Here is a 24642-nt window from a genome sequence, read left to right on the forward strand (position 1 = left end):
ATAAATTTGATCCGTCGATGGGCAATAGCTATTCAGGCTGTTTATGACGCACCATAGGCGCGCTTTTTTGAAATGGCTTTGTTAGGGTTCATTAATTGGTTCGGGATTCGGGGGTTAGCGTGACAAAAAAAGGCAGCATTTTTATTGGCGCCAGCACAAAGGAGGAAACCCTCGCACTGAAACTCGCCAATCGGCACGGGCTGATCGCCGGAGCCACCGGAACAGGAAAAACGGTATCCCTGCAAATTCTGGCTGAAGGATTTTCGAAAGCCGGGGTCCCTGTCTTCTGCGCCGACATCAAGGGCGACCTGTCGGGCCTGGCGATGGAGGGCGTCTCGAAAGACTTCCTGGAAAAACGGGCTCAGGAAGTCGGCCTTGGCAAGACCTATGAATACAAGGCTTTTCCCGCGGTATTCTGGGACCTGCTGGGCGAGCAGGGTCACCCCATCCGCACCACAGTATCGGAAATCGGCCCCCTGCTTCTCGCGCGGCTTCTCGAACTCAACGACACTCAGGAAGGTGTTCTCAACGTTCTGTTTGAGCTGGCCGACGATGAAGGCATGCTGCTGCTGGACCTCAAGGATCTTCGGGCAATGCTTGCGCATGTTGCCGAACGAGCATCCGAGTTGTCCACGCTCTACGGCAATGTTTCCAAAGCCTCGATCGGCGCCATCCAGAGACGCCTGCTCGTGCTCGAACGGCAGGGTGGAGAGAACTTCTTCGGCGAGCCGGCCCTGGACATCAGGGATTTTATCCGGACCGCTCCCGACGGTCGTGGCGTCGTCAACATCCTTGCAGCCGACAAATTGATGACATCGCCCGGGCTCTACGGTGTGTTTCTGTTGTGGCTGTTGTCCGAACTCTTCGAAGAGCTTCCCGAAGTTGGCGACCCTGAAAAGCCGAAGCTTGTTTTCTTTTTCGATGAAGCGCATCTGCTGTTCAGCGATGCTCCCAAGGCCCTGATAGAAAAAGTTGAACAGGTCGTCCGCCTGATCCGGTCCAAGGGTGTCGGTGTCTATTTCGTGACACAAAACCCGTTGGACATTCCCGAAACGGTTCTGGCGCAACTTGGCAACCGCATTCAGCATGCATTGCGCGCGTTTACCCCACGCGATCAGAAGGCCGTCCGGGCGGCTGCAGAAACCTTCCGTCCCAACCCGGACCTCAACACCGAACGCGTAATCACCGAGCTTGGCGTTGGCGAGGCGCTGGTGTCAACGCTCGAGGGCAAGGGTATTCCTTCAATTGTCCAGCGCACACTCATCCGCCCGCCCTCTTCTCGATTGGGACCGGTGACGCAGGCTGAGAGGCGCACTGTCATACAGTCGAGTCCGGTCTTCGGTCTGTATGACCGGACCAAGGACCGGATTTCAGCCTATGAAGTCCTGATGAACCGCGCCGAAGAAGAACAGCGTCAGGAACAGCGCCGTCAGGAGAAGGAAGAGCGTTATGCCCGCAAACACGGCGAAGCCAGACGCTCCCGCTCGGGATTTCAGTTGCCGGATTTCGGGCGCGACGACCGCCCTCGCCGCGACAGTATGGAACGCCGGACACGGCGACGCAGTCAGCGAGACTCGGTTTTGGAGGCCGGCTTGAAATCAGCCGCCAGAAGTCTCGGCTCTTCACTTGGCCGTGCGTTGGTGCGCGGTCTCCTCGGATCTCTCAAACGCGGCAACTGACGACCAATGGCCGGACAGAACGAAGAACACCTGAAGATCGAACGCAATGCCCTGGTCATCGGCAAATGGGCAAACCTTTTCATGGCGTTCGCCGGGGTTCTGACAGCATGGCTCTCCAGGTCCGACGCCATGATGGTGGACGGGCTCTATTCGGCCGTCAATTTTGTCTCGGCAATCGCCGCTGCGCGCATTGGTGCCCGCGTCGGGCTGCCGCCAACCCGAAGCCGTCCCTGGGGACATGACTTCGATGAGGTGCTTTATGTCACCTTCCGCAACCTCATTCTGATCGGCATCCTGATCTTTGCCGCAGTGGTCTCCGGCACAAAGATCTGGACGTTCTTCAACGGCGGAACGGTTCCTGAGCTGATCTTCGGTCCGATCGTGGTCTACTCAATCGTGATCGTTGCCATCTGCCTGGCGCTCGCCTTCAACTTTCATCGGGCCTATCGCAAGGTAGGCAAACGGAGCCAATTGCTGAAAACCGAGGCAAGGGCTGCCATGATCGACGGAGCGCTCAGCGTCGGCTCTGGCGCCGCCCTGCTCTCCTTGCCGTTTCTGGAAGGCACCATTCTGGGACCGTATGTTCCGATTGGGGATGCCGTCATTGTAATCGTGCTTGTTCTGGCATTCTTCTGGCAACCCGTCGCGGCATTTCGCACAACCATCGCCGACCTTGCAGGCGTCAGCGCGCCGGGAAGCACTTATGCCAAGGTAGCGCGCACCGCCCGCGACCTTGCCCGGGAGAACAACTTTTACCTCAACCGGGTGGCAGTTCTACAGGCAGGACGCATGCACTACGCCGCCATTTACATCGATCCAGACAGACCTATCCTGGCATCGGAAATCGATGCATTTCAGGCTGCGATTTCTGCACGACTGGAAGACAAGCTAGGTCCGACCCGCGTCGAAGTGATTGTCACCGCTCGCAACCCGTCTTCAAAAACCGACTGATCTTCGCAAAGAAGCTCAATCCGGAAATTAATTTTGCGGTTACTCTGTTTGTCGAATACTCCCACCCGGAGATACAACCGTAACTTTTAAATTATGAATTTCATCTAAGTAAAACTGGACTATTTTTGCCGAAGCACGGGTGGGAAAATGTTCCAGGTATTGCGTTTTTTCAAACGATTGCACAGCTCCCTGATGTTTGTTCCGGGCACTTGGGCTCGCGCCCTCGGTCTCGCACTTGCGGTTTTGGTTACACTGCCCGCAGCCGGTACGGAGACAGGCCCCAGCACATCCGAAATCGGCAAGACCACCAAGGTGTTCAGCGAAACCCGGCTGGAACAAGCGCGTGCCTTTTTGCGCAACAATCCGATCTCTCCACCCGATACCGCCAGCCCCCGTGCAACGCTGGAAAGTTTTCGCTTCATCATGGGCGAAGTTTCCACCCTTTGGCTCGACGTCCGAAAATCCTATGAGGACGGCGCGAATGTCTTTCTGACCGAGAACCAGAAAGATCAGCTCCTGATGCTGGAAGCACTCATGGAGAAAGCCGAGCGCACTCTTGACCTGTCGGAAATCCCTGAAACGTCTCGGGACCGCGCCGGCATTGAACTCGCGCTTCAACTCCAGGAAATCCTGGACCGAATTCCTCCGATTGACCTGCAATCTGTACCCGGAGAAACGGCCGGCACGTTTCGAACTCCCCACAAGGCAGACAATCTGCCTGAATACTGGACGATCCCGGGAACCAGCCTGAAACTGGCACGGCAGACTGAAGGCGAGCGCAGAGGGCACTATCTCTTTTCGGACGACTCCGTGAAACGGATCCCGGATGACTATGCTGTCGTCAGCGAACTCCCGCTGCACGCCGACCGGGGCGAAGACCTCTTCGCATACTACATCTACACGCCGGGAAATCTGATTGCGCCACGCTGGTACGAATTGCTGGCTGGGGGCCCGGATTGGCTCCACAGCCAGTTTGCCGACCAGGCCTACTGGCAATGGGCCGCCTTTGTCCTTCTGATCGGCCTGTATCTCGTTGCAGCAAGTCTCTATGTCCGCTGGCGAAGATGGCGGGCTGTGCCGGTTTCCGAACGAGCAAGGGTTCTGCAGGCAAACCTTCAACCGATTGTCTTGATCGCAGGTGCTATGTCGTTTCGATATCTGTGCGAAGACCAGATCAACATCACCGGAACACCTTTGCAGGTGGTCAGCACCGCAACGACGGCGATCGTATGGACCGCATTGTCCTGGCTTGTCTATCGCAGCCTGGAAGTCATTTTCGTCTGGTTCGTCCAGGCTCCCACCCAGTCTCGCCCGAGTCTGGATGCAAGCCTTATGCGAACCGGCTTTAGGGTCGGCTCTCTTGCCATCTCTCTTATGGTGCTTGGATATGGTGCCACGAAGATCGGCATTCCGATTTATGGTGTGATTGCCGGTCTTGGTGTCGGCGGCCTCGCCATCGCACTGGCAGCTCAGCCCACGATAGAAAACCTGATCGGCGGTATCATCCTTTATGCCGACCGCATGGTCCGTGTTGGTGAGTATTGTGAGTTTGACGGCTTGTCTGGAACAGTCGAGTCCATCGGCATCAGGTCGACCCGCATTCGGGCGCTCGACAGGACATTGATCACCATTTCGAACGCCGATTTCGCGAAACGCAAGATCGTCAACTACAGTCACCGGGACAAGTTTCATTTCCGGCACAAGATCGGGCTGCGCTACGAAACCTCGCCTGAAGCGATCAAAACAGTCCTTATGGAAATCACTGCTTACCTTGAGCTTCATGAGAAGGTTGCCGCGGAACCGCTCCGCGTTCGGCTTGTCAGTTTCGATGAATACGCGCAGACCGTCGATGTTTTCGCCTATGTCATGGCCGATGACACCGACGCGTTCCTGGAAATACAGCAGGATCTTCTGTTTGAGATCCACGAGATTGTCGTCCGCTGTGGCTCCGATTTCGCGTTCCCATCCTCCACTGTTTACCTCGGGAAGGATGGCGGTTTGCCGGAAGCAAGTCTTCTTGAAGCATCCGTTGAAGAAGACCATTCCGCCCATAGGGCTGCTTGATGTTCTCCCTCTGAATACCTGCAAGGGCCTCTTTTCCTAACGGGAGAAAGAGGCGCCTTCTTGAACCGTCAGTTGTTGTCACCCCACAATTTACTGTTTGCGATTCACGTCGTGATATGGCCTGTTAGGGCCTTCTGAACGGGCCAGAATCTTTGCGGCCCGATCCAATCTGTTCAAAAATCAAGGATCCGTCATGAGTTCCATCGACAAGGTCTTGGCGCGTGTTGACGCCAATCTCGATTCCAGTCTCGACCGCCTGTTCGATCTTCTCAAGATCAAGAGTATTTCGACAGATCCGGCCTTCGCGTCCCCTTGCCGGGAAGCTGCCGAATGGCTTGCGAAGGAGTTGACCGGGATCGGTATCGAGGCATCCGTGCGCGATACGGCCGGTCACCCCATGGTCGTTGGTCACCGCAAGTCCGGCAAATCCGGGCCTCATGTTCTTTTCTACGGTCACTACGACGTTCAGCCGGTCGATCCGCTGGAGCTTTGGGACCAGGATCCGTTCGAGCCGAGCATAAAGACCCGTGAGAACGGCAGCAAAATCATCGTCGCCCGCGGCTCTTCCGACGACAAGGGCCAGCTGATGACCTTCGTCGAAGCAGCTCGTGCATTCATCGAAGAAACCGGTGATCTGCCGATCGACGTCACGATATTGTTTGAAGGAGAGGAAGAATCCGGTTCCCCGTCCCTGCGCCCCTTCCTGGAAGCGCACAAGGACGAACTTTCCTGCGACTTGGCGCTTGTCTGCGACACCGGCATGTGGGACGCCGAAACACCTGCAATTTCCATCATGCTTCGCGGCATGGTCGGTGACGAGATTGTCGTCAAGGCAGCAAGCCGCGATCTTCATTCCGGAATGTATGGCGGCTCTGCGCAAAACCCGAACCACATTGTTGCCGACATCATTGCCGGACTTCACGATGAAAACGGCAAGGTCACGCTTCCCGGCTTCTACGATGGCGTTATCGAAATGCCGGAAAACGTCACCAAAATGTGGGAAAAACTCGGATTTTCCGTAGAGAACTTCCTGGGTGACGTGGGTTTGAAATACCCGCGTGGAGAAAACGACCGCACGCCGCTGGAACACCTTTGGTCCCGTCCGACCGTCGAAGTGAACGGCATGTGGGGCGGTTACCAGGGGGCCGGTTCCAAGACCGTCATCCCGGCAGAAGCCCATGCAAAGTTCACCTTCCGCCTCGTCGGTGATCAGGACCCTGACAAAGTACAGGAAGCGTTCCGCGCCTATGTGCGCTCAAAGATCCCGGCCGACTGCACCGTTGACTTCATCGCCAAGGAAGGCAGCCCTGCTCTAAGACTCGATTTCAACATGCCAGCGCTGGAAAAGGGCAAGATTGCGCTGCAGGATGAGTGGGGCAAGGAGGCCGCTCTCATCGGCATGGGCGGGTCCATTCCGATTGTGGGCGATTTCAAGCGCATGCTGGGCATGGATTCCCTGCTCATCGGCTTTGGTCTTGAAGACGACCAGATCCACTCTCCGAACGAGAAATACAACCTCACCAGCTTCCACCGGGGCATTCGTTCGTGGGCACGCGTCCTCGATGAACTTTCGAAAGACTGATCCGGAAACGACTTCGGCGGGTTGTCACTTCAACCCGCCTCCAATCTCAAGGGTAATGGCATGAAATCCATATGCGTCTTCTGTGGCTCAAGCTACGGTGCGCTCGAAGCTTACGCTGATGCTGCCCGGGAAACCGGACGCGTTATCGCAGAAAACGGCTATCGTCTTGTCTATGGCGGTGCAAAAGTCGGACTGATGGGTACCGTGGCGGATGCCGCGCTTGCCGCGGGTGGAGAGGTGATCGGCGTCCTGCCGAAATCCCTCCAGGACAAGGAAATCGGCCACGAAGGGCTCAATGAGCTGCACCTTGTAGGCTCCATGCACGAGCGCAAGGCCCTTATGGCCGAGTTGTCGGACGGTTTCATCGCCCTGCCCGGCGGCGTCGGCACCCTGGAAGAGATTTTCGAGGTATGGACATGGGGGCAACTCGGCTACCATGAAAAACCGTGCGGGTTTCTCAATATTGAGGGCTATTACGATCAGCTGATCGCTTTCCTGGATCACCAGACACGTGAGGGTTTTACCAAGAAAGCCATGCGTGACATGGCCCAGGTCGCCAGCACCCCTGGCGCGCTGATTGACCTCTTCAAGGCCTATACGCCTCCGAACACGCCGAAGTGGATCAAGAAGGACGAAACCTGAGATCACGGTCCCTTCAGGCCAGCGCACCCCTGCGTAAGTTACGTGAACTGTGTACAGGGCGCCCGGATCACTTTGCAAACAAGGCGTTAGTTGCTAAGCCATATCTAAACCGCGCCCAGATCGCGGACGTTCAACTGATATGTGTGTTTAGTCTATGCGCCTTCGTGATTTGGGTCTGACCCTGCTTGCTGCGGTTTCCGTTATTGCCTGTTCTCCCACTGCCGATTTCGACGGCACGTCAAGCAGGCTCGTTTCAACGTCAAATCTCACGCTTGTGCAGATCACTGAAGACAGCGTCGGCGGCATCACCAAGGAAACCAGCTACGGGTCGAATTCGATCGAAACCGCTTTGCCTGGCTTCACGACCGAAGGTGTGCAAACCGCCGTTGAAAACAACACTGAATGGGCACTGGCCGCGTTCAACACGGACGGTTTTCAGGTGCTGCAGGTCTTCAAGGGTCAAAACGGCAAAGTGCGCTCCGTCCACGGCGTGACCCATCATCTGCAGGGACCGAACGGAGAACGGATCGGCATGACATTTGCCGATATCGGAACAGCTCGTTCCAATTGCCGGGTGGGCAAAAACCTGTGGCGCGGCATGGCCATATGCAAGTCAACGGGCCACCCCAATGTAGAGCTGGTCTACGCGATCCCTGGCTACCAGGGCCCGTTCAACGAACTGCCGGCATCGAATGACCTGTTCGACGCCGAACTACAGCGCATCCTATGGACACCGAAGTCCTGATCCCTGCTAAACGTGAGCGTCAGAACGCACCATCACGTTACCGACCGGACGCCAGACGTTTCTCATCTTGAAGTTTCGTTCCGCAAAATCGGCAAGCGACATCTGCGTGGGCATGCCCCGGTCCTGAAGGAATGGAAGCGCATTGAGGTGCAGTCCGGTCCACGGCAGGAACGGATTCCGGCGCATGTGCCAGTGGATCTCGGAACGTATGGTCGGCTTGTCTGAGGGTGTACGCCCATGAAAGGCAAACGTATCCGCAACCACAAGCGTGTTCTCAGGCACTGACATCTTGACCGGTTGCGGCAATCCAAGTGCCTCAAGCTCCTCGGCCCTGATACGAAAGGAACCGCTGGCATGATGAGACCTGGGGTCTCGGGCAGCTGTCAGTGAGCATTGGTATTCCCACTCAAGCCGCTCCTTCGTCAGTTTGTGAGAGCCGGGAACGAAAAAGAACGGTCCATCTTCTTCACCGACATCCTGAAGGAACAGCCATCCCTTTGAAGTTGCGTGAAACGTATCGGCATGAGCGTCCGACTGAGGATCTTTTGTCTTCACCTTCTTCGGCTCGACCAGAACCGTTTGCAGGAAATTGAGCGGATACCCGCCCTGAGAGGCTGCATAGCGGATCATCTGCAGCGCACGCGGATCGCGCACCGCCTTTGCCAGCGCGGCGTTCTTCTTCAAAACCTCCGGAGGCAACAGCGTCATGCGCGTAACGGCCTGCCCCTGACGCATTTCACGGGTCTCGAATGGCTGCTCGAAAACCTCTTCTTTCAGTCGACTGAACACATCATCCGGCAGAAAGTCCCGAACCAGAAAATAGCCATTCTCGTCAAAAAAGGCCTTTTGCTCCGTATCGAGCGTTTTCGCCAAACGGCGTCTGCGCATCGCTGCCTGGTTCGCAGCAATCTGTACCCTTTTCCTATGAAGGCCCCAGTTGTTCAGTCGTTCACTGCCAAGAAGAGGATTCTTGCGCGGAGACTTGTCGGTTCCGGCAAGGCCGAGAATCCAGATCGGAGCTTTTAAATAGGACAAGGGTGTCATGGACCACCAGAAAGATGAATTTTTGAAACAGGTTTTTCTACCACGTTGAGCTCCTCGGTGTAACAGCGAGTTGGCCTCACCGCACAACTTGTCTCCGCTTTCTCGCCATCCTCACGGCACCTCAGCCAAATGGGGACGGTGACCTTTAATGATTCCTGGTTTATGGCTTTTGTCATGATGAAAAAGGCCTCTTCCCTTGATCCCGAGAAACTGGCAGCTGACCTGACAGCCGGTAAGCGAGCCGCCCTCGCCCGCGCAATCACCTTGGTTGAATCCAAGAAGTCCGAGCACCGGCACATGGCGCACCAGTTAATCCAGAAGGTCCTGCCGCTGACCGGCAGGGCTTTCCGGCTTGGCATCACGGGTGTGCCGGGTGTCGGCAAGTCGACTTCGATCGACACATTGGGGTCCAATCTGACGGCCGCCGGACACAAGGTGGCGGTACTCGCGGTTGATCCCTCCTCAACGCGAACCGGTGGCTCTATCCTGGGTGACAAGACGCGGATGGCGCGTCTCGCCATTGATCCCGACGCCTTTATCCGGCCTTCACCATCAGCAGGAACTCTTGGAGGTGTCGCTGCCAAGACCAGAGAGACGATGCTCCTGTGCGAAGCCGCCGGGTTTGACGTCATCCTGGTAGAAACGGTCGGTATCGGCCAGTCGGAAACAACTGTTGCCGATATGGTGGATTTCTTCCTCGTACTGATGCTGCCAGGCGCCGGTGACGAATTGCAGGGCATCAAGAAAGGTGTCCTGGAAATTGCCGACATGATCGCGGTCAACAAGGCCGAAGGTGAAGGAGCAACGCGCGCGCGCTCGGCCGCCTCCGACTATCGGGCAGCCCTCCATATTCTGGCTCCCAAAAGCCCGACCTGGACCCCACCGGTGATCACCATATCCGGTCTGGAAAACGAAGGCCTCGATCATCTTTGGGAACAGATCGGCATTTTCCGAGAGCGTATGCAGGCAAGCGGTGAATGGCAGGAGAAACGCAGTCAGCAACAGGTTGCATGGATGTGGGACATGCTGCAGCAACGGATGATGGAAGCTCTCAAAACCAACTCGAAAACAGCCGACCGTCTCAAAGTACTGGAAAGCAGCGTCAGGAAAGGGACCACTGCTGTCTCTCTGGCTGTCGATGAACTGTCCGATCTGATGGGACTGCAGGATTAACCTCAAATGGCCGACAAAACAAAAACGATCCTGGTGACCGGCTTTTCTCCGTTTCCCGGCGCGCCGATCAATCCGACGGAAAGATTGATGCGGCGCTTGCCGAAGCGGCTCGGAACGCATCAATTCAATGTCGAGATGGTCTTCCATGTCCTGCCGACCACCTGGGCCGGCAGACGGGAAGTCACGGAAAAGCTTCGAAACGAAATCCGGCCGGACGCGATTGTTCACTTCGGTGTCGACGGAACCCGTCGCACGATGAACATCGAGACGCGCGCCGTAAACAGAGCTATCCGCGTGCGTCCCGACGCAGTCGGCGCTTCTCCAGGCCGCCCGGAGCTTGCAAGTGCTTCAGAACGCGCCAGAAGCGCCACACTGCCCGCACGCGCACTGAGGGACGCGGCGCAAACGGGTGGTGCACCCGCCAGATTGTCGACCGACGCAGGAACCTATCTCTGCAATGCGACCCTTTGGGATTCTGTTGGATCAGGCATTCCCAGCATCTTCGTCCATGTTCCAGCCCTGCCGAAAGGCCCGAGGGACACGAGATCCGGCTATCCGGCAATTGAAGAAGCTGCCGTCAGGCTTTTACGGGAAACCGCGCGGCGGCTGCGGCGATGACGCTTCATCCCGCTTTCTTCAAAAGCCATTCCACCTGCCGGATGCAGTCGTCAGCCATCTGTTTCGCCAGTCCCGCCCGTCCCAGCACCCGCAATCCGAAATAGGCTGACAGAATTCCTCTTGCGGTTTCCCGAGCTGTCGGTTCGCTAACGCCAGTGTCTTCGAGGAGCGCTTTGAAAAAGGCGTTCTCCAGCCTGTGAACCATTGCCTGCAGCTTGGCTTCCGCTTCACCTCCGGCCGCCGCCTTGTCGACCAACGCGTTGCACAGGAAACATCCAAGCCGGTCGCCATCATGATCGATGGCTTCGGCAACTTTTCCGAACAGTCCCAGAATTCGCTCTGCTCCCGAGCCGTTTTCAGGGTCGGAAAGAAAAGCAACCGTGCCGCTGATAACCTTGTCGTTGTAGTGGTCAAGCGATTCCAGATAGATCGAATGCTTGTCCTGAAAGGCCTTGTAGAACGAGCCCTTGGTGATCTCCATTGCCGACAGCAATTCGGCCAGGGAGGCTTCTTCGTAGCCGAGATCCCAAAACAGCGTCATCGCCTTGTCCAGCGCCACTTCAGGATCGAATTCACGCGGTCTTGCCATTCGTTCACCTGAAATCCGACCTCACGATCGGATCACCTTGTCCTCACGCCCTTGTGTTTTGTACCGATTGGTTCCTAACCCTATCTTGGGTTCACCGGCACGGGATTGAGCGCAGCCCGCTCAGTTTGGAACCAAATGGTACCTAAAAACGAATATCAGGGCAATCTCCTCCGCGCTGGCAAAAGTTCAACCCTTTGGGAGTTTTTCGTTATGATCAAGAATCTGGTTCGCGGTTCCGTCGCGGCTCTCGTTGTTGCCGGTGGTCTCATCTCCAGCGCATTCGGTGCTGGTTTCGACGTCAACGCAACTATCACCGGCCTTGCCCTGCGCGGCGTGGATCCCGTCTCCTACTTCACCAACGGTGCACCGCAGGATGGCGATTTTTCCATCACCGAAGTCCACAACGGAGCGACCTACCGTTTCGTGTCTGAAGAAAACCGCGACCTCTTCAAGCAGGACCCGGACAAGTATCTTCCGCAATATGGCGGCTTCTGCGCATTCGGCACCGCAATGGGCGTGAAGGTTGATGGCGATCCGGATCTCTGGAAGATCGTAGACGGCAAGCTTTACCTGAACCTGTCTGAAAGCATCCAGGAACGCTGGAACAAGGACATCCCGGGCTTCGTCAATACAGCAGACGGCAACTGGGGTGGCATCAAGGACACCGATCCGAGCGAACTCTAAGTTTCGCGAACCTTTCTGAGACACAAAAAACCGGTTGGGCGCATGCCTGGCCGGTTTTATTCATTTCAACGAAGATCAGTGCAATTCTGCGCATTCCGGCACGCCTCTTGCTGTTTTCAGGTCAAGAACCAACGCGAATCCCAACTCGGGACGCTGACAGCGATTGGCAAGGCCGATGACACGTGAAAATGCAAAACTGAACCGCCGTGCGTTTCTTGCCGGGACAGCTTTGTTCCTTTCCGGGACAGCAGCACAGGCACAGATGAAGGTCGCGGATCTAAGAGGATCGATCGATTCAGTCGATCTGGGATTGATTCCAAATGCCGCCGACGACCAGACCGCGCAGTTCCAGAATGCCGTGAACAGGGCCGTCGAACGCGGGCGAGCACTGTTTCTGCCCGCAGGCACCTATCCTGTCGCCAATCTCCGCCTGCCCTCCGGCACGCTCATCGTCGGTGTTCCCGGGAGGACAAGACTGGTTTACCAGGGCGGTGGCGGTCAGCTGATCAGAGCCGAAGGGGTCAACAACATCGGTCTCAACGGTATTACCTTTGATGGCGCCAACCGGTCCATCGGTGATTTCACCGAAGGCCTTCTTCATTTCATTGGCGTGCGCAATGTTACCCTCGACAATTGCGAAATCGCCGGATCTTCAAAGACGGGCCTCGTGCTCGATCGGTGTTCCGGCCGTGTCGACAACTGCCGGATATCGGGAGCCGCGGAAGCGGGGCTGCGGTCCAACGAAGCTACCGGTCTTGCCATAACCGGCAATACGGTTTCCGACTGCGCCAATGGCGGTATCTGGGTGCATCGCTGGCGGGAAGGCGAAGATGGAACCATCGTCTCCGGAAACAGGGTTGAGCGGATCGGAGCGCGCTACGGTGGCACCGGTCAATTCGGCAACGGCATCAACGTATTTCGCGCTCACGGCGTGATGATTTCCAACAATCGTGTCGCGGATTGTGCGTTTTCTGCAATACGTTCCAACACAGGCTCAAACGTGCAGATCATCGGCAATTCGTGTTTGCGCTCCGGTGAGGTTGCCATCTACTCCGAGTTCGGCTTTCAGGGGGCCGTGATTTCCAACAATATTGTTGACGGCGGCACCACCGGAATTTCGATTGCCAATTTCATGGATGGCGGCCGGATGGCGGTCTGTTCGGGGAACCTCGTTCGCAACATTTCAGAAGACGGCCCGTACCCTCCGGAAGTTGATGGCTTTGGAATGGGCATCGTGGCAGAAGCTGACACCACCTTGACCGGCAATGTTATCGAAGGTGCCCCCAAATTCGGCATGTTGCTGGGTTGGGGCCCCTACCTGCGTAACATTGCAGCCTCCCAAAACGTAATTCGGGATTGCGGGACTGGGATCGCCGTCACCGTGGTTGATGGTGCCGGCTCTGCCATCATCACCAACAATATTGTTCAAGGTTCGAAATCCGGCGCAATCAACGGGTTTCGATGGATGGAAAAGGCAACAGGCGAGCTCAACAATACGTCCGGGTACCCGAACCTGACGGTCAGCGGCAATCAGATTGCCGCTTAACCGCGTCAGAAGCCTCGGATCAGCTGCCGTCAGCCGGCAAAGCGCAACGACAGACAGGACAGGCCACCGTCAACTTTCCGCGCTTCGTGTGTTGGCAGCACCACTGTGCGGAACCCGGCCTCTTCAATGGCCGCAAGCGTCTTGGGATAGCCTTCCGGCACCAGTACCACGTCGTTGACCCGGATGACATTGGCTGCGTATTCTTCGCCTTCGGGAACAACCACGACCTTGCGATCCCCGAAGAAGCCGCTTTCCGCCATGACCCGGGTTGCGAGAATGACGCCTTCGCCGAGCGTGGAGCAGGCCGTCTTGAAGTGAAGTACGCCGTCAGGAGTTTCGCAGACTTCTGCCTTGTAGCCCCATTCTGCCAGCACTTTGGCAAAGGCTTCTGCTCCTTCCCTGTCCGTCCGGGCAGACAATCCGATCAGGATCACGTCATCCAACATGAGGACGTCGCCGCCATCGACATGCCCTTTTCCCGGCAGCTCAACGACCTGGCCAAACGCTGCGTCCAGGGCTGCACGTATTGCCGCGCCTTCCCCGATACGGCTCGCGGTTCCCGGCCTTAGCTGAATGGCACCTTCCGGCAAACAGAAGGCAGGGTCTTCAACAAAGCAGCTGTCCGGGAACTTTTCCAACGATGGAAGAACCGTAACTTCAAGACCTGCCTCTTGAAGAGCTTTCACGTAAAGCTCATGTTCTTGGCGGAACTTTTCACCACTCGGATCCCCCGCATCCACGGCGCGAATGCCGTCCGAAACGCTGTTGGCAGGGGTTCGGGTGATTGCGTGGGTGAAGCGGAAAGACAGACCGGAACGGTGCGCCATGATGGAACTCCAATGAAAACGACAAGCAACCAACCAGCCATCCGCCGTGCGAAAATGCAAGATGCAAAGGCGCTCAAAGACTGTATCGACCGCGCCTATTCACCGGTAAAGGCACGTCTGCATGACTTGCCGGACGTGTCGGCGGGTATTGAGGAGGATATTACCGGCAAGATTGTGCTTGTTGCCGAAACCAACAGACAGATTGCAGGCGTCGCAATACTTGGCATTGAAACTGGCAGCGCCCATCTGGCGAACATCGCCGTTGATCCTGAGCACAAGGGAAAGGGTATCGGCAAAGCACTCATAGAGGCCGTGGAACACGTCGCCGAACAGCAGGGAGCAACGGAAATCAGGCTCGCCACTCATATTGGCATGCCTGAAAATGTCTCCCTCTACACGCACCTCGGCTGGAGTGAAACATCAAGAACCGGAAATAAGGTATTGATGAAAAAAGCTATATAACCGACTGGAAATTACCTCGGTAGAGCAGATTTGAGAAGAGAGAGGAACTCTTCTCTTGGCCTGATATGCCCAGCCTCTGCGCCACGCCTTGTCAGGATTGACGGATTGACCAGACTGTCCAGCAGTGCCGCCTCATCTTCATTCAGCTCAAGCATGACTTCCAGGATCGTCGCCATCATGACTTCCGAGGCTCGCGTCGCACCGTCCTCGCATTTCAGCGCAACTCCGAAACCGAGTTCAGGAATTGACGCACAAAAAACGCCTTCCGCACCGGTTTTGACAAAAACGCGACCACGAAATCCTTCCATGACCCGCGTGCAGAACCGGCCCGCACCTGCAACCATGTAAGGTTCGTTGATACAGGCGTCATAGATCCGTTCAGCAGCCTCAGCGCGCAAGGGGTCCAGCCCCTCGCCCGCCCCGAACGCGGCAAATGCCCGGGCAAAACTCCTTAGTGGCGATGCATAAGTTGGGATGGAACACCCGTCTGTGCCGCAGACATCCTCCGACAGGGTATCACCGGTCAATTGTTCCATCACCAGGCGCACTTCACGTTGCACCGGATGATCCGGTTCCACGTATCCCTTTGTCTCGACGCCCATGACCTTGGCAAGTCCCAGGAAACCCGCATGCTTGCCAGAGCAATTGTTGTGAAGTCCACAAGGCGTCTCGTCGGCCAGGATAAGCTTGGCGGCGTCTTCCATCCGCTGCGGCCATTGCGGCCCGCACTCCAGAGCATCGTCGCTCAATCCCGCTTTCATGAGCATGACACGCGCCGAATTGGCATGAACTTCTTCGCCATTGTGGGATGCGCAGGCAAGGGACAATTCGGCATCGGTCAGATCAAGGGCGTCTGCCGCTCCAGACTCCACCAGAGGCAAGGCCTGCAACGCTTTGATGGCAGACCGCGGGAACACGCGCGCATCGACATCGCCGATCCCGCAAACCAGCTTGCCTGCCGCATCCACGATCGCGACGCTGCCCCGATGCAGGCTTTCAGTCAGCTTGCCGCGGGTGACGTCTACCAGAGCCGGATTGTCCATGAAGTTTCTCATCCTGATCAGATTACATGTTCCAAGCTAAGCGGATTCGGAATTGGCCGCAGTCAAAAATGCCGAGAGACGCGAAAGAGCTTCATCGATGATCTCATCCTGCTTGCAGAAGCAGAACCGGATGAAGCCCGTCGGTGCATTGTCCCCATAAAAGGCTGAAACCGGAACGGCGGCAACGCCGGCTTCCCTGACCAGCCTCTCGCAGGCCTCCACATCATTGTCACCCAGATTCAGGCCGTCAATTCCGCAGGTCAGAAAGTAAGTTGCAGCGCAAGGCAATACGGAAAAGCCCAGTGCCGCCAATCCCTTTGCCATCCTGTCTCGTTTGCCACTCAACTCGCTAGCGAGCCCCGAATAGTAGCTGTCATCCTTTTGCAGACCGAAGGCAACTGCCTTCTGCAAAGCTGGTGGCGTTGTAAAGGTAACCCATTGATGGGCCTTGGCAATCGGATCCATAAGTTGCGCAGGTCCGGTGACATAGCCGACTTTCCAGCCTGTCAGCGAGAACGTTTTTCCGGCCGAACCGATACGCACGGTTCGTTCGCGCATGCCGTCAAAGGCCATCAAAGGTTTGTGCTGCCGGTTGTCGAAAACCAGGTGCTCGTAAACCTCATCACAGATTGCGTAGGCATCGTGCTCCAGGCACAGATCGGCGATCAGTTGCAACTCTGCTTCGGAAAACACCTTGGCGGTCGGGTTCATCGGATTGTTGATCAGGACCGCCTTGGTCTTTGAAGAAAAGGCCGCCCGAAGCGCGGTTTTGTCGAGGTCCCAGTGGGGAGGTGTCACTCGAACCCGAACCGGGATGCCTCCGGCCTGTTTAACCAGCGGGAGATAACAGTCGTAAAGCGGCTCGATCAGGACCACTTCATCGCCCGGTGAGACAAGAGCGAAAATGCAATCGGCAAGCGCTTCGGTTGCTCCAGAAGTGACCAGCACTTCGCTTTGAGGATCGACTTCCAGACCGTAAAATCGCCTGTTCGCGTCGGCAACGGCCTGACGCAATTCCGGAACGCCCAACATGGGTGGATATTGGTTTGGACCATCGATGAGAGCTTTGGCGGCGGCTTCGCGAATATCCAGCGGCCCGTCCACATCCGGAAACCCCTGTCCCAGATTGACTGCGCCATGAGCCATGGCAAGGCGCGACATGGTTTCGAAGACGGTCGTGTTGATACCGGTAAAGACCGGGCTGGTCGGTTTCATGCTTCCTCCGGCAAGTGGTTATGCCGGTTCTAGTCCGCCCCGGATTTTCCGTCGAGTGTTTTCGTTTGAAGAGCAATCTTCGTTTGACGCAAAACCGTGCGGGAAGCGCTCTACTGAGAGGTGCCGATCTCGTGGCCGGTCTTTCAAAAACCGGCCACTATCGAGGTACTATCTAGTTTTTGGAATGCTGGTGCCACATATCGGTGACAATTTTCCAGCTGCCACCTTCCGGTTTCAGCACAAAAAGATACGTGCCGGTCGCATCCATTCCGGCGCTTGCAATCTCTGCATCGACGGAGCCGATCATGACGGCCAACGTCGCATCCTCGGACACGAACAGATGGTCAATCGTATGACTGACCTTGCCGTTGTTGGATGTGACGAACTCAAACAGCTTGCGAGGTTCTTCAAGCCCTTGCACCGGCGGTTTGTTTTGCGCGATCCAGAGAGTGTCATCAGAATAAAGGTCTACAAGTGCATCTGCATCACCTGCAGCAGCCGCTTCATTGAACCTGTCATTCAGTCCTTTCAGGTCTCTGACGGCCTGTTCCCGGCTACCATCTGCAACCGAGGGTATTGCCATGCAGACAAGCAGGATCAGCATGAGAAAATATCGCATGTGAGGAACTCCAGATTTTGGATAAAGAGTATTAGTGGACAGTCTGGTCCACATCGGGCCTGGAAAAGATCACTTCCCGGACCACTTGCCAGCGGGCATCTTCGAAAGTGAGATCGATGCTCAGGACGAGAACTCGCCGCTCTCCGCCGATAGTCACCTTGCGCGTGATCAGAACGTGCCCGGAGTTACCGTCCGCATCAATCGAGTTGTATTCGGCCCAGGTATTGTCGACACCCGCGTTGGCCTCAATCATCTCTTTCAACATTGCGATGAAGGACGGCTTGTCAGCCTGGGCAAGATTGCCGTCGGTGTCGATCAGGTGGACTTTCATCGCATCGTGATAAATGTCGTTCAGTCCGCTCAGATCTGCTGTTGTTCCGGCCTTTATGAGATCTTCAATCGTGTCTCGTATCTCTTGAACCTTCACATCGCGTGTCATTTCGCATCCTCCTTGCTTTAAGTGTCAGGTCTGGGTGCCATTCACCGGGAATGGATCCGTTCTGCTGCGAAAGAACCGCAACCCGTGAACAATTGAGGCCGGGTTGGGGCGCGCGAAGGGAACGTTGGAGATATCGATTACTTGCAGGTTGCCTGCCTCATTGACAACGAAAAGGCCTGGCTCCGCGAAAGGCCCTTCCACATCAACACCATTTCCCTTGCCGGAGATGTAAAGGCCGAGTTGTTGCATTTGCTCGACGGTCAATCCGTAGGCCACCTTGTAGTCAGCAGCGACTTCCTCCATCTGGTCCCTGGCCCTTTGTTCGGAATCGGCAGAGACGGCGATCACGTCGACACCGAGTTCATTCAACTCCGGAAGCGCGTCGTTCAACTCACGCAGATACCGGGTACACAAGGGACAGTGCTTACCCCGGTAAACCGCAATCAATTTCCAATCATGTCCATCGGCACAGTCGGAAAGTGAGGTGATCCCACCACCAAGCAAAGGAGTATCGATGACCGGAAATGGCTTTCCGGCCTGCAGTTTTGGACTGGTCATGCAGCTCTCTCTGATTTATATATTGCTCGATACATAAAGCAGCCGAACGCAATCGCGTCAAGGATTATATATTGAACGATACAAAAAAATTAGGCCGCCCACGCACTTTCGATTATGATGACGCACTGATCGAGGCGATGGGAGTGTTCTGGGCAAAGGGGTACGATGGAGCTTCGCTGCGTGACCTGACAAAGGCGATGGGGATCACCGGCCCCAGCATGTATTCCGCTTTTGGCGACAAGCGAGAACTCTACCTGAAGACGATCGACCGCTATGCGGATGTGAACGGCTGCGAACCGGTCGTCATCTTTGAAACCGAGCCTGACATCGAAAAAGCGGTGCGGGGCTTTCTCGAAAAGGTCATCAAATACGCGACAGACAACGGCAGTGGAGCCAAGGGCTGTTTTCTGGCGTCCAGCGTTTCAACAAATATCGGTCAGGTCGAAGGTGTCGCTGAACGCGTTGCCGCTGCAATCGATGATACGGACCGGCGCCTGGCGGCAAGATTTGACACCGAGAAGGAGAAAGGCACCCTACCCGCTGACTTTCCGTCGCTCGAGCGTGCAGCACTGCTCTACGACATCAGACAGGGCTACATGTTCCGCGGACGCGCTGGCTGGACAGAAGAGGAGCTCCGAAAAGACCTCGACCATCGGGTGCAGATGATCCTGTCCTGCTGAATTCAGAAATAACGCTTGATTGTATATGCAGTCGAGGAAAATTCAGGATTGTCCGCCGTAATACTCCCGAGCGACCTTGTCGATGAAGCCTTCGTCAAGCAGCTCTCTGACGACTTCATTCAACTCGTCCAGCCGAGCTGCCCAATCGGAGCGTTTTGAAACTCCGAGATAAAGGTCGACCTTGTTGCCGGGATTATAAGGTGTTTTCTCTATCGCCTCGGAAAGCCCCAGCCGTTCGATATGGTAATCGACCTGACAGTCGGTTCCGATCATGACTGCGAAGCGCCCCTTGACCAGCATGTCGACAAGTGTCTGCTCCTGCGGCACGCCAACTTTATCGAGGCCCTGGTCAGCGTCGAACCGTTCGAAATACGCCGAATGAAGAACATAGCCAATCTGGTGCCTGTAGAGATCTTCGTAGGATCTGATCTGATCTCCGCGACCGGCAACCGTATAAAACGCCGTAGTGCATTTGAAATAAGGCGTATCGGTGTAGGCAATGTACTTTGCTCTTTCCTCCCGGTAGGCCAATCCTGTCATCACATCGACAGCACCACTTTCCATCGACGCCAGTCCGCGCCCCCACGGCATCTTGATGACCCTGAGACCGGTATCCGTTCTTCTTGCGATTTCTTGGATTAAATCCAGATCAAGTCCGATCAAGCCGGCATCGCCGGAGATACGGAAGGGAGGCCAGTCATCTGTTGCCAGGATCATTTCCGACGCCCGAGCCGGAACGATTGCCAGGGCAACGGATAGAAACGTAACGATCAGCCGGAAACGAGCACCAAGCAATACAACAACCTCTTGCAACCGCCCCTCGGCAATCATTATGCGGCACCATCAAATAGTATGTAGTTATACTTATCAACATCGTTAATTTTGACCAACCAGATCAGAATAAAATTTCCTAATTTTCAACAATATTCATGATGAAAACTTGCAACTTACTGGATATATACAAGTTGCAGTCTCCTCCTCAAGTTTCCAACCAACTACTTCCAGTACACCACCACAAAGTAATCGCGTGAAACGCTAAATACACCCGAACCGGCAAATCAGCATGGCAGCCATCCAATCGAAACCTTGCTGCCGCGCAGTAAATCAACTACAAGGGCCCAAATTGATTTAGGTCAATAAGCCTGACCCAGGTAACTTGGCTGACCTTCGCAACCATACAAGTGAACGACTGGAGCTCGACTTGTCCGCACGTGCCGAGGCCCCTGCGCCTGTACAATCGACCAAACTTGATGCCTCACGCATCAAAACGGAGCTGCTCGCCGGTCTGACGGTTGCACTGGCTCTGGTGCCTGAAGCTGTCGCCTTTGCCTTTGTTGCCGGTGTAAATCCGCTTGTTGGTCTTTATGCGGCTTTCTTCGTCGGCCTGATCACCGCTTGCATCGGCGGCCGCCCGGGAATGATTTCAGGTGCGACCGGTGCTCTGGCGGTCGTCATGGTTTCGCTTGTTGCCCAGCACGGGGTTGAGTACCTCTTCGCCACGGTGGTGCTGATGGGCATCATGCAAATCATTGTGGGCGTGCTCAAATGGGGCAAGTTTATCCGCATGGTGCCGCACCCGGTCATGCTCGGGTTCGTGAATGGCCTCGCCATCGTTATTTTCCTGGCCCAGCTCGGACAGTTCAAGGTTCCGGACGGCGCTGGCGGACTGGCCTGGATGACCGGTTCTCAGCTCTATCTGATGCTCGGCCTGATCGCACTGACCATGGCCGTGATCTGGTTCCTGCCGAAAATCACCACTGCTTTCCCGGCGCCTCTTGCCGGCATCCTTGTGGTGTCAGCGCTGGTGCTTGGCTTCAACCTCGACACGCGCTCGGTCGGTGACCTTGCTTCCATCGCAGGCGGATTGCCGGAATTCCACATTCCCATGGTACCGCTGAACCTGGAAACCCTGCAGATCATCTTTCCCTATGCGTTGATTCTGGCCGCAATCGGTCTGATTGAATCGCTTTTGACGCTCAATCTTGTTGCCGACCTCACCAACACCAAAGGCGGTGCGTCCAAGGAATGTCTTGCTCAGGGAACAGCAAATATCGTCACCGGTTTCTTCGGCGGCATGGGTGGCTGCGCCATGATCGGTCAGTCGATGATCAACGTGAAGTCAGGTGCCCGCACCCGTATCTCCGGTATCGCCGCGGCTCTCTTCCTGCTGTCCTTCATTGTGATCGCCTCCCCGCTTATTGAGCAGATCCCGGTAGCCGCACTGGTCGGCGTGATGTTTATGGTCGTCATCGGCACCTTTGCCTGGGCGAGCCTCAAGATCATGCACAAGATCCCGTTGACCGACGCTCTGGTGATGATCGTTGTCACCTGCGTGACCGTTTACGCTGACCTTGCGGTGGCCGTTGTCGTCGGCGTTATCATCTCCGCCCTCGCCTACGCCTGGAATGCAGCCAGCCGCATCAGCGCACGCATCGGCAAGAGCAAGGAAGGCTGGAAGGTCTACCGTCTGTCCGGCCCGCTATTCTTCGGCTCCACCACCGGTTTCGTAGATTTGTTCGACCTGCAGAACGACCCGGATGACGTTGTCGTCGACTTTATCGACAGCCGCGTTGTCGACCATTCCGGTCTGGAAGCCATCGACGCACTTGCCTCCAAATATGTAGCAGCCGGCAAACGCCTGCATCTGCGTCACCTGTCACCCGACTGCCAAAAGCTGCTTCACAAAGCCGGCAACCTGGTTGAAGTCTCGGTGCTTGAAGATCCCGACTATGAGGTCGCAGTTGACTACGGTCACACGTTCGACGAACCGCAAAAGGCCTCCTGAAGTCTTCTGAAACGTCAGACCGAACGGACATGATTTTGAACCCCGACGGCTCTTCTGCCATCGGGGTTTTTCTTTGGAACTTGTTTTCAAGTTGGCTTGGGAAGATCATTATGGCTTCGAGCCGAGTTCACGCCTCGTTTCCGAAGTTGCACTATTCCTTTGATAATTCGTGCTGGTAAGGTCTGGCAGCGCTCAAAGATGCAACCGGGAAAACACTGTGTCGTTTCGCACCAAGCTCTTCATTACCCCAACCCTGGCAACGGTCATCGGTACCTTTGTCCTGCTGACCGCCGCTTCAATTCTGATTATTCAGGCGGTGACCTCCGAAAAAGTCATCCGTCAGATGGGCGGCGTTGTGGTCGATCTGGGTATGGAGAGTTCGGAAATAGCGCTTATCGAGCAGCTCCACGCCGTTGTGGAGACCGCAAAATACACTGAAGCCAGCTGGGACAAGAACGACTTCAGCTTCGACAATCCGGACCTGATTATTGCCTATCTCTACGGTGCCCTCGCACCGATGGACCGGGTCTCCTTCCTGGTACTGGTCGACGAACACGGTGAAGGCATTGATGTCGACCGAGGCGACGCGGACGGACAGCTGCTGGCGGGCGCTGTGGAACTGGCGTCTGAAATTCCCTCCCTGGTGCCGCTCACTGAAAAGGCTGCAAAACAGACGACCCCGTTCTGGAGCGATCCGGTGTTCATGCCAAGCCGGGAGCATACCTATTTCGTCTACACGCATCCCTTCTATGAGAATGGAAAATACTACGGCAGTTTGTTGACCGGCATGTCGCTTGAGCGGATGTCCGAAATCACCTGGCACATTTCAACCGAGGACATCACTGTCTTTCTGTTGAAGGAAGGGACCCACGAAGTCATTGCCCATCCGGTGCTTTTCGAAAGCTTCGACAAGCTAACCCCGGAAAACCCACTCCTGCATGTCAGTCAGGTCTCCGACACGTTTCTCGCCGAATTCAGCGATATGCCGAAGGTCAGGAATTCGACTTTCGACATTGCCGAAGGCCTGGATCTGCACGCAGGATACGATAACGAAGGTTACAAGCGCTTCGTCATCATTGAGCAGAACAACGAAAACCTCATGGGAATGCCGGCCCGCATCGGCGTCCACTTTCCGGCAGAATACCTGGACCAACCGCTAAAGCAGCTGACGACCGCGATCATTGTCGGCACCGGCCTGCTGATGCTGTCACTGCTTGGCGCGATCGTGCTTGCGCGCCGGATTGCACGACCAGTTCAAAGAGCCGCGGTTGCAGCAAAGGATGTCGCGAACCTCAACCTAAACGCCGTGGCCCCGCTTCCATCCAGCGTGATCCGGGAACTGGATGATCTGTCCAAGGGCTTCAATGCAATGGTCGGCGGACTGACCGCCTTCAACCGATATGTCCCCAAGACGCTGGTGCAAAAACTGCTTTCGGAAGGCCGTGCCGATGCACCGCCCGAAGAACGCGATGTTGCTGTGCTCTTCACGGATATTGCCGGTTTCACCTCTGCGTCCGAGGGGATGTCGGCAACCGAAACTGCTGCTTTCGTCAACCACCACCTTTCCCTGCTCGGGACAGAGATCACCAGGCAGGACGGCACGATCGACAAGTATATAGGTGACAGCGTCATGGCCTTTTGGGGCGCACCCGATCGGCTGGAAAACCCGGCTGAGCACGCTGCACGTGCGGCCCTCGGAATGGCGGCGGCAATCCATGCGGACAATCAGGAGCGGAAGTCTCATGGCAAGCAGCCGGTGCGCATTCGGATCGGGATTCACCTCGGCCCACTGGTTGTCGGCGATATCGGTGCCCCGGGCCGGGTCAACTACACGGTGATCGGAGACACCGTGAACGCAGCCTCGCGACTTGAAAGCCTCGGCAAGGAAATCGACCCGGATGCCGAAGTCATGATCCTTGCCTCTGAGGAAATTGCCTCCAACCTGAGCAACGACATTCGCCAGGAACGCATCGGACCACAGATGGTCAAGGGACGGGTCGAACCACTCCAGGTGGTCAGGCTACTGTTCTGATACTTGCAACGGGCACCAGTCAGACAATCGCGGCAACAGCCACATAGCTCGCAATACCGTACAGACACAGGAGGCTCAGGCTCATGAAGAGCCCGCGCAGCCCGTCCTTGCCCGCAAGGTAGCTGTACGAATAGCCGAGCCGCGCGACACCAAAACCCGCAATCCAGACAAAAGCAGCTGTTGCAGCCGGTGAAGTGACACTGAAAACAAATGCCAGAAGCGCGAAATAGACAGTGTTCTCGGTGCTGTTGCGATGCGCGTTGTGCCGCCTTTCCAGCTCTTCGAGCCCCTTTGCAGCCGCATCTTCGCGCTTCTTTCCGCTTGCCTGCCACTCTTCAGGGGTTGCGTACATCCCGAATTTCGCACGCGTCAGCTCGGTTGTCGTCATCAGCCAGGTGTGATTGGCCAGAAGCAAAATGGCTGCGATCACCAGCGCCATGATCATCGGTTTGCTCGGTAATGCGATGGCAATCGATTGAATTCCGAAAAGCAGAAAATTTAGAAGCAGACAGATGGCGATCAAGGCAAATGGATAAGCAAGAATGAAGAAACGGGCTCTTTGGCGACGTTCGACCTGCGCGGAATCCATGAATTGAAGGTCTCCATTAAAACTAACTGACGTCAAGAATCATCATGCGACATCGTCTGGCAAATCGAATCCAACT

24 protein-coding genes are annotated in these 24642 nt (G+C 56.0%); 14 read left to right on the plus strand and 10 right to left on the minus strand.

Annotated elements, in window-relative coordinates:
- Positions 1 to 119: 119 nt before the first annotated feature.
- The 6 genes from ABLO27_RS14710 to ABLO27_RS14735 all read left to right on the plus strand — a co-directional run bounded on the left by ABLO27_RS14710 (position 120) and on the right by ABLO27_RS14735 (position 7663).
- On the plus strand, positions 120 to 1679 hold the full coding sequence (locus ABLO27_RS14710; RefSeq protein ID WP_353033694.1) for a helicase HerA-like domain-containing protein: 1560 nt from the start codon (positions 120 to 122) through the stop codon (positions 1677 to 1679).
- A 6-nt stretch (positions 1680 to 1685) separates the two neighbouring features.
- Positions 1686 to 2630: a cation transporter gene (locus tag ABLO27_RS14715; protein ID WP_353033695.1), complete on the plus strand. Its 945-nt coding sequence runs from the start codon at positions 1686 to 1688 to the stop codon at positions 2628 to 2630.
- Positions 2631 to 2777: 147 nt separating this feature from the next.
- Positions 2778 to 4694, plus strand: coding sequence for a mechanosensitive ion channel family protein (locus tag ABLO27_RS14720; protein ID WP_353033696.1), 1917 nt, complete (start codon positions 2778 to 2780; stop codon positions 4692 to 4694).
- Positions 4695 to 4887: 193 nt separating this feature from the next.
- Positions 4888 to 6276 (plus strand): dipeptidase, encoded by a 1389-nt coding sequence (locus ABLO27_RS14725; RefSeq protein ID WP_353033697.1) that lies wholly within the window; start codon positions 4888 to 4890, stop codon positions 6274 to 6276.
- A 60-nt stretch (positions 6277 to 6336) separates the two neighbouring features.
- On the plus strand, positions 6337 to 6918 hold the full coding sequence (locus ABLO27_RS14730) for a TIGR00730 family Rossman fold protein (RefSeq protein WP_353033698.1): 582 nt from the start codon (positions 6337 to 6339) through the stop codon (positions 6916 to 6918).
- A gap of 154 nt (positions 6919 to 7072) precedes the next feature.
- Positions 7073 to 7663: a DUF1131 family protein gene (locus ABLO27_RS14735; RefSeq protein ID WP_353033699.1), complete on the plus strand. Its 591-nt coding sequence runs from the start codon at positions 7073 to 7075 to the stop codon at positions 7661 to 7663.
- 6 nt (positions 7664 to 7669) lie between these two features.
- Here ABLO27_RS14735 and ABLO27_RS14740 read toward each other — a convergent pair whose 3' ends face one another.
- Positions 7670 to 8707, minus strand: a complete 1038-nt coding sequence (locus ABLO27_RS14740; protein WP_353033700.1) for a phytanoyl-CoA dioxygenase family protein — start codon at positions 8705 to 8707, stop codon at positions 7670 to 7672.
- A gap of 174 nt (positions 8708 to 8881) precedes the next feature.
- Between ABLO27_RS14740 and meaB the strand changes: the two genes are divergently transcribed.
- Positions 8882 to 9880 carry a methylmalonyl Co-A mutase-associated GTPase MeaB gene (gene meaB / locus ABLO27_RS14745; RefSeq protein WP_353033701.1) on the plus strand — a complete coding sequence of 333 codons (999 nt, stop codon included), beginning with the start codon at positions 8882 to 8884 and terminating at the stop codon, positions 9878 to 9880.
- 6 nt (positions 9881 to 9886) lie between these two features.
- Positions 9887 to 10498: a peptidase C15 gene (locus ABLO27_RS14750; protein WP_353033702.1), complete on the plus strand. Its 612-nt coding sequence runs from the start codon at positions 9887 to 9889 to the stop codon at positions 10496 to 10498.
- 4 nt (positions 10499 to 10502) lie between these two features.
- Here ABLO27_RS14750 and ABLO27_RS14755 read toward each other — a convergent pair whose 3' ends face one another.
- On the minus strand, positions 10503 to 11087 hold the full coding sequence (locus ABLO27_RS14755) for a TetR/AcrR family transcriptional regulator (protein ID WP_353033703.1): 585 nt from the start codon (positions 11085 to 11087) through the stop codon (positions 10503 to 10505).
- 210 nt (positions 11088 to 11297) lie between these two features.
- Between ABLO27_RS14755 and ABLO27_RS14760 the strand changes: the two genes are divergently transcribed.
- Both ABLO27_RS14760 and ABLO27_RS14765 read left to right on the plus strand, forming a co-directional pair.
- Entirely contained in the window at positions 11298 to 11771 is a 474-nt protein-coding gene (locus ABLO27_RS14760) for a YHS domain-containing (seleno)protein (protein WP_353033704.1), read from the plus strand.
- A gap of 175 nt (positions 11772 to 11946) precedes the next feature.
- The gene (locus ABLO27_RS14765; RefSeq protein ID WP_353033705.1) at positions 11947 to 13317 is read left to right on the plus strand and encodes a TIGR03808 family TAT-translocated repetitive protein; all 1371 of its coding nucleotides are present in this window, start codon (positions 11947 to 11949) and stop codon (positions 13315 to 13317) included.
- 29 nt (positions 13318 to 13346) lie between these two features.
- Here the strand turns inward: ABLO27_RS14765 and ABLO27_RS14770 are convergent, their stop codons facing one another.
- Positions 13347 to 14144, minus strand: coding sequence for a dimethylarginine dimethylaminohydrolase family protein (locus ABLO27_RS14770; protein WP_353033706.1), 798 nt, complete (start codon positions 14142 to 14144; stop codon positions 13347 to 13349).
- Positions 14145 to 14156: 12 nt separating this feature from the next.
- On the opposite strand from ABLO27_RS14770, the gene ABLO27_RS14775 reads away from it, so the two are divergent.
- On the plus strand, positions 14157 to 14606 hold the full coding sequence (locus tag ABLO27_RS14775) for a GNAT family N-acetyltransferase (RefSeq protein ID WP_353033707.1): 450 nt from the start codon (positions 14157 to 14159) through the stop codon (positions 14604 to 14606).
- Between the two features lie 11 nt (positions 14607 to 14617).
- Here the strand turns inward: ABLO27_RS14775 and ABLO27_RS14780 are convergent, their stop codons facing one another.
- From ABLO27_RS14780 to ABLO27_RS14800, 5 genes are all read right to left on the minus strand, one after another.
- Positions 14618 to 15649 carry an asparaginase gene (locus ABLO27_RS14780; protein ID WP_353033708.1) on the minus strand — a complete coding sequence of 344 codons (1032 nt, stop codon included), beginning with the start codon at positions 15647 to 15649 and terminating at the stop codon, positions 14618 to 14620.
- Between the two features lie 36 nt (positions 15650 to 15685).
- Positions 15686 to 16864, minus strand: coding sequence for an aminotransferase (locus ABLO27_RS14785; RefSeq protein WP_353033709.1), 1179 nt, complete (start codon positions 16862 to 16864; stop codon positions 15686 to 15688).
- Positions 16865 to 17036: 172 nt separating this feature from the next.
- Positions 17037 to 17483 (minus strand): YybH family protein, encoded by a 447-nt coding sequence (locus ABLO27_RS14790; protein ID WP_353033710.1) that lies wholly within the window; start codon positions 17481 to 17483, stop codon positions 17037 to 17039.
- Positions 17484 to 17514: 31 nt separating this feature from the next.
- Positions 17515 to 17922 carry a hypothetical protein gene (locus ABLO27_RS14795; protein ID WP_353033711.1) on the minus strand — a complete coding sequence of 136 codons (408 nt, stop codon included), beginning with the start codon at positions 17920 to 17922 and terminating at the stop codon, positions 17515 to 17517.
- A gap of 24 nt (positions 17923 to 17946) precedes the next feature.
- On the minus strand, positions 17947 to 18480 hold the full coding sequence (locus tag ABLO27_RS14800; RefSeq protein WP_353033712.1) for a redoxin domain-containing protein: 534 nt from the start codon (positions 18478 to 18480) through the stop codon (positions 17947 to 17949).
- 71 nt (positions 18481 to 18551) lie between these two features.
- Between ABLO27_RS14800 and ABLO27_RS14805 the strand changes: the two genes are divergently transcribed.
- Entirely contained in the window at positions 18552 to 19160 is a 609-nt protein-coding gene (locus ABLO27_RS14805; protein ID WP_353033713.1) for a TetR/AcrR family transcriptional regulator, read from the plus strand.
- Positions 19161 to 19202: 42 nt separating this feature from the next.
- On the opposite strand, the gene ABLO27_RS14810 is transcribed toward ABLO27_RS14805, so the two are convergent.
- Positions 19203 to 19991, minus strand: a complete 789-nt coding sequence (locus ABLO27_RS14810) for a substrate-binding periplasmic protein (RefSeq protein WP_353033714.1) — start codon at positions 19989 to 19991, stop codon at positions 19203 to 19205.
- A gap of 370 nt (positions 19992 to 20361) precedes the next feature.
- Here ABLO27_RS14810 and ABLO27_RS14815 point away from each other — a divergent pair, with 370 nt between their 5' ends.
- Together ABLO27_RS14815 and ABLO27_RS14820 are read left to right on the plus strand one after the other, a co-directional pair.
- Positions 20362 to 21945 carry a SulP family inorganic anion transporter gene (locus tag ABLO27_RS14815; RefSeq protein WP_353033715.1) on the plus strand — a complete coding sequence of 528 codons (1584 nt, stop codon included), beginning with the start codon at positions 20362 to 20364 and terminating at the stop codon, positions 21943 to 21945.
- Between the two features lie 217 nt (positions 21946 to 22162).
- Positions 22163 to 23977 (plus strand): adenylate/guanylate cyclase domain-containing protein, encoded by a 1815-nt coding sequence (locus ABLO27_RS14820; RefSeq protein ID WP_353033716.1) that lies wholly within the window; start codon positions 22163 to 22165, stop codon positions 23975 to 23977.
- Positions 23978 to 23996: 19 nt separating this feature from the next.
- Here ABLO27_RS14820 and ABLO27_RS14825 read toward each other — a convergent pair whose 3' ends face one another.
- Positions 23997 to 24566, minus strand: coding sequence for an MAPEG family protein (locus ABLO27_RS14825; RefSeq protein WP_353033717.1), 570 nt, complete (start codon positions 24564 to 24566; stop codon positions 23997 to 23999).
- Positions 24567 to 24642: the final 76 nt, after the last annotated feature.

It is taken from the genome of Roseibium sp. SCP15, from assembly GCF_040329435.1.
Taxonomy (GTDB): domain Bacteria; phylum Pseudomonadota; class Alphaproteobacteria; order Rhizobiales; family Stappiaceae; genus Roseibium.

What these genes read in the sequence shown, in the direction of transcription:
- ABLO27_RS14715 (WP_353033695.1), top strand. Translation starts at nt 1,686, where the DNA reads ATGGCCGGACAGAACGAAGAACACCTGAAGATCGAACGCAATGCCCTG.
- ABLO27_RS14720 (WP_353033696.1), top strand. Translation starts at nt 2,778, where the DNA reads ATGTTCCAGGTATTGCGTTTTTTCAAACGATTGCACAGCTCCCTGATG.
- ABLO27_RS14725 (WP_353033697.1), top strand. Translation starts at nt 4,888, where the DNA reads ATGAGTTCCATCGACAAGGTCTTGGCGCGTGTTGACGCCAATCTCGAT.
- ABLO27_RS14730 (WP_353033698.1), top strand. Translation starts at nt 6,337, where the DNA reads ATGAAATCCATATGCGTCTTCTGTGGCTCAAGCTACGGTGCGCTCGAA.
- ABLO27_RS14735 (WP_353033699.1), top strand. Translation starts at nt 7,073, where the DNA reads ATGCGCCTTCGTGATTTGGGTCTGACCCTGCTTGCTGCGGTTTCCGTT.
- ABLO27_RS14740 (WP_353033700.1), bottom strand. Translation starts at nt 8,707, where the DNA reads ATGACACCCTTGTCCTATTTAAAAGCTCCGATCTGGATTCTCGGCCTT.
- meaB (WP_353033701.1), top strand. Translation starts at nt 8,882, where the DNA reads ATGATGAAAAAGGCCTCTTCCCTTGATCCCGAGAAACTGGCAGCTGAC.
- ABLO27_RS14750 (WP_353033702.1), top strand. Translation starts at nt 9,887, where the DNA reads ATGGCCGACAAAACAAAAACGATCCTGGTGACCGGCTTTTCTCCGTTT.
- ABLO27_RS14755 (WP_353033703.1), bottom strand. Translation starts at nt 11,087, where the DNA reads ATGGCAAGACCGCGTGAATTCGATCCTGAAGTGGCGCTGGACAAGGCG.
- ABLO27_RS14760 (WP_353033704.1), top strand. Translation starts at nt 11,298, where the DNA reads ATGATCAAGAATCTGGTTCGCGGTTCCGTCGCGGCTCTCGTTGTTGCC.
- ABLO27_RS14765 (WP_353033705.1), top strand. Translation starts at nt 11,947, where the DNA reads ATGACACGTGAAAATGCAAAACTGAACCGCCGTGCGTTTCTTGCCGGG.
- ABLO27_RS14770 (WP_353033706.1), bottom strand. Translation starts at nt 14,144, where the DNA reads ATGGCGCACCGTTCCGGTCTGTCTTTCCGCTTCACCCACGCAATCACC.
- ABLO27_RS14775 (WP_353033707.1), top strand. Translation starts at nt 14,157, where the DNA reads ATGAAAACGACAAGCAACCAACCAGCCATCCGCCGTGCGAAAATGCAA.
- ABLO27_RS14780 (WP_353033708.1), bottom strand. Translation starts at nt 15,649, where the DNA reads ATGGACAATCCGGCTCTGGTAGACGTCACCCGCGGCAAGCTGACTGAA.
- ABLO27_RS14785 (WP_353033709.1), bottom strand. Translation starts at nt 16,864, where the DNA reads ATGAAACCGACCAGCCCGGTCTTTACCGGTATCAACACGACCGTCTTC.
- ABLO27_RS14790 (WP_353033710.1), bottom strand. Translation starts at nt 17,483, where the DNA reads ATGCGATATTTTCTCATGCTGATCCTGCTTGTCTGCATGGCAATACCC.
- ABLO27_RS14795 (WP_353033711.1), bottom strand. Translation starts at nt 17,922, where the DNA reads ATGACACGCGATGTGAAGGTTCAAGAGATACGAGACACGATTGAAGAT.
- ABLO27_RS14800 (WP_353033712.1), bottom strand. Translation starts at nt 18,480, where the DNA reads ATGACCAGTCCAAAACTGCAGGCCGGAAAGCCATTTCCGGTCATCGAT.
- ABLO27_RS14810 (WP_353033714.1), bottom strand. Translation starts at nt 19,991, where the DNA reads ATGATTGCCGAGGGGCGGTTGCAAGAGGTTGTTGTATTGCTTGGTGCT.
- ABLO27_RS14825 (WP_353033717.1), bottom strand. Translation starts at nt 24,566, where the DNA reads ATGGATTCCGCGCAGGTCGAACGTCGCCAAAGAGCCCGTTTCTTCATT.